Annotated in this window: 4 protein-coding genes; 1 reads left to right on the top strand and 3 read right to left on the bottom strand. The window is 62.7% G+C overall.

Annotation, left to right across the window (positions count from 1 at the left end; all coding sequences use genetic code 11):
- Positions 1 to 452: 452 nt before the first annotated feature.
- The gene (locus DOO78_RS26700) at positions 453 to 1,121 is read left to right on the top strand and encodes a hypothetical protein (protein WP_207803089.1); all 669 of its coding nucleotides are present in this window, start codon (positions 453 to 455) and stop codon (positions 1,119 to 1,121) included.
- Between the two features lie 427 nt (positions 1,122 to 1,548).
- Here DOO78_RS26700 and DOO78_RS26695 read toward each other — a convergent pair whose 3' ends face one another.
- From DOO78_RS26695 to DOO78_RS26685, 3 genes are read right to left on the bottom strand one after another with little or no spacing between them, the layout of a single operon-like run.
- Positions 1,549 to 2,565: a site-specific integrase gene (locus DOO78_RS26695; RefSeq protein WP_243634809.1), complete on the bottom strand. Its 1,017-nt coding sequence runs from the start codon at positions 2,563 to 2,565 to the stop codon at positions 1,549 to 1,551.
- Positions 2,562 to 2,822, bottom strand: a complete 261-nt coding sequence (locus DOO78_RS26690; RefSeq protein WP_111472916.1) for a hypothetical protein — start codon at positions 2,820 to 2,822, stop codon at positions 2,562 to 2,564. Before DOO78_RS26690 ends, DOO78_RS26695 begins: the two co-directional genes overlap by 4 nt.
- Positions 2,819 to 3,088 (bottom strand): hypothetical protein, encoded by a 270-nt coding sequence (locus DOO78_RS26685; protein WP_111472915.1) that lies wholly within the window; start codon positions 3,086 to 3,088, stop codon positions 2,819 to 2,821. Before DOO78_RS26685 ends, DOO78_RS26690 begins: the two co-directional genes overlap by 4 nt.
- Between the last annotated feature and the right edge of the window lie 227 nt (positions 3,089 to 3,315).

Below are 3,315 nucleotides of genomic sequence, written 5' to 3'. Positions count from 1 at the left end.
GCATCGCTTGCGCCTTCGTCCGCTTGGCCATGATCCGCATCATGCTGCGACGGCTGGCCGCAACCCCCTCCGCCTGAATCAGAACTTCCCGGATGGGCTCTTACTGAGGCAAGCCGCGCCCGCTGATACTAATTTAGTTCTTCATGAAAATTGCTCGAGAGAAGGGCAAGCACATTAGGGCCTGTTACCTCCTGAACGCTACGGAGGAAGCCTCATGCCCGTGGCTGACCGAATCAGGCGTGAAGCGGCTGTAGACAGCTGCCGCACGGAGGTCTGCTTCACCCTCATAAGCGGACATGGCAGCAGCCCGCCCGCGCTCGCCCGGCATGGCGTGGTCCCGACAAAAGCCGCCTTTCGCTCGATGGACGGCAGGTAGTCGGAGCCGCGCTAAACGACGTATATTCGGACGAACCCTAAACGGGCTCGACTGGATACCAAACGCAGGAAACATCATGAATGTGCACACCGGCAAACCGATCATCCGTAGCGTAAGCCAGGGAGAAACCATCAAGTTACCGGTTGATGGGCCTACCCTGCAGGAGGTCACGTGCGACGATATAGCCAGATTGGCACTGGCCATGCATGATCATGAATATTTCTTCTCCCTTCGCCGAGGTCTCCGCTTCGATTTCAGCCGGGACTTAAACGGCAGCGGGATACAGGGCCTCTACATCAGAAGAGAAAGCGACGGGAAGGATACTTCAAATTTATTAGAAATCATTTTTGATTACACACTCGAGAAGGATGGCAATTTCCTCTACGAAGCCGACCTTATTAAGGATCACGGCAAAGACTACGAGCCCTCTATAAACTGCGGCAAAACCCGTTTCGTTGCTAGATCATCGACTATTCAGATTGACTGGAACAGTGACGAAGCCCAGCAGTGGCGGTCGGATATAGAACGCCTTTCGAGATCGCCCGAAACTCTGACCGAATGGATAGAGGACGACTCGGAAATGCTAGTACGCTGCGGATCTATATACTTCTGCCGCAAACCCGCTATCTTCAATATAAATGACCTTAGGCGGTACGATGCATCAGGAATTAGTTTGAAAGTCCTAAAGGATCGGTTTAAGTGCTCGAAATGCGGCAAGCGAGGAGCCCGTGTCACTGTATTCTGAATATCTTGGCTAAGTGGATTATCAGCGTAAACTGGCTTTTTCTATAACAACTGCTCTTGGTTATAAACTGACATTCGGTGAATTTTTCCCCGAGGACGGTTTTTTCCCAATTGCCGGTGCCCAGTGGCGCGGCAAAGCACGCGAATAGGCGGCCGGTACTGGGATTGGCAATTCGCGGGCCGAACGGCGAGGATGGGCGCGAAGCCGCCGATCAGGACGTCCTAGGGCATATGACCGCTTCGCCTTCGAATCCAGGCCTTGGAGGGACTGCACAGGAAGGTCTGAGAAGGGTTGAAAGCGCCGGTTGTCCGATCGGTCCCAAGTGTCAGGTTTTATCCAGTAGCGTGCGGTTTTTCACGGGTCGTGCAGTGACCCCGTGGAGGTTGACCGAATGCCTATACGGCATGCCACCAAGCCGTAAAGCCATCTACAGATCCAAGCGCTTCGCCGGGCTGTCCTCGAGCAGCTTTGCCCGTCGCACATACCGGCGCATCGTCCGGAGGTCGCGGTGCCGGCTGTGCTGCATGATTTCTTCGTCTCGCAGGCCGGCCTTGTAGGCCTGCGTCACGAAGCCCGCCCTTAACCCGTGCGGGCTGACCGGCTCAAGCGCAGTGCCCGCGATCCCGGCCTGCTCGGCCCGCCGGCTGAGGATCTGTCGCACACCGTCCGGGTGCAGCCGTCCCGGCTCCACCCCGCCCCATCGGTTGATCTTGCGGAACACCGGCCCGAACCGCGTGTCTGAGGCCTGCAGCCACGCCTCGATGGCGCGGACCGGGCAGGTGTCGCGGCGCTGGCCGCGCGGGATGCCGAGATCCTCCCCCTCCCCCGCCTGGTCGCCTTTGCTATGCGGGATATGCAGCCGCAGGCCCTGCGCGTCGAACCTGAGGTGCTCCACATCGACGGCGACCAGCTCGCTGCGGCGGAGGGCGGCGGCATAGCCCAGAAGGATGAGCGCCCGGTCGCGCAGGCCGGCAAGGTCGGGTCCACAGCCGGCGACGAGGCGCCGGATTTCCGGGGTGGTGAGGGCGGCGGCGCGGCGCTGCGGTCGGCCGCGCGTGCGTGTCACGCCGCGCAGGGTCTCGCTGATGACCGGGTGGCCCGCCCAGAATGCAGTGTGCCCGGCAATGCGGTGGGCCTTGCTGATCGACACCAGCCGTCGGCGCAGCGTGGCGACGGCATAGGTGCGCGCCTGGACGGCCAGATAGGCGGCGACGGTCTCCGGCGGTGCCGGCAAGGAGGCAAGCCCGGCCGCGCTGCACCATGCGGCGAAATTCTGCCAGTCGGAGGCGTAGGCGAGGCGCGTGTTGTCGGAGAGGGCATCGCGGGCGAACCTGACCGCCTCCTCCATGGCGTCGCGGGCCGCGGGCGACAGGGCAGCCGTCGTCACCTCGGCCGGCTCACCGGAGATCGCCGGAACCGGCGTTGGCTTCGGAGGGGTGCTCACGCCCCTCCCCTCCCCTGCGCCCGGCGCTCATGATCGGTCGCCAGCTGCGCCAGGCGGCGTAGCTCGGCGGCGCCGATCCGAATCTCGACCGAGCCCTTCCGCACATACGCCACAGGCCGCCGGTCGGGGGTCTCGTAGCTGACGCCGGCGACGAGCTCGGCCCCCTCAGCACTGCGGAGGGCAATATTGAGCGGCGGGAACTCCGCCGGCCAGGTGGCACCGTTGGCCCGATGTCTCGCTTGGTCCTCGACGGTCACTTCTCACCGCCTTCCTGCGTTGGGGAGACCGGCTCCGGTGGGATGAGCGCCAGCAGTTTCTGGGCCTCGGCGGGCGTGCGCGCCTCGACCTCCACGGTGCCGTACTTCAAGCGGACCTTCCGGCCGACGCGGGCCTGCAGCCAGGCACCGGCGACCGCCGCCACGGCCGGAGCGACGAAGGGACCCGCCTTGATGGTCCACTCCCCTAGGTGGGTTATCGCCTGCTCCATGCCGTCCTGGATGAAGACCCGGGGGTCCGCCTTCACGCCGCTGGCCCTCAGCTCTCGATCAGCGGTCCATAGGTCACCGTTTGGCAGAGGGACGCCGTCTTCCGGCTGCAGATACAGAACCAGATCACCTTCACTCACAAGCCGCCTCGCTCAGTATGCCTTTAGTGGCTTTCATCAGCAGGGTCTGGGTACCTAGCAGGCTGCTGAAATTCCCCCTCGCGACCGGCCCCGGATCGTGATTCGCTCGTCTCCATCGGAGGGGG

Source organism: Roseicella frigidaeris (assembly GCF_003258945.1).
In the GTDB taxonomy this organism is placed as follows: Bacteria; Pseudomonadota; Alphaproteobacteria; order Acetobacterales; family Acetobacteraceae; genus Paracraurococcus; species Paracraurococcus frigidaeris.
This window is presented reverse-complemented; position numbering and strand designations above follow the sequence as displayed.

Coding starts and splice junctions, on each gene's coding strand:
- DOO78_RS26700 (WP_207803089.1), top strand. CDS start 453: ATGAATGTGCACACCGGCAAACCGATCATCCGTAGCGTAAGCCAGGGA.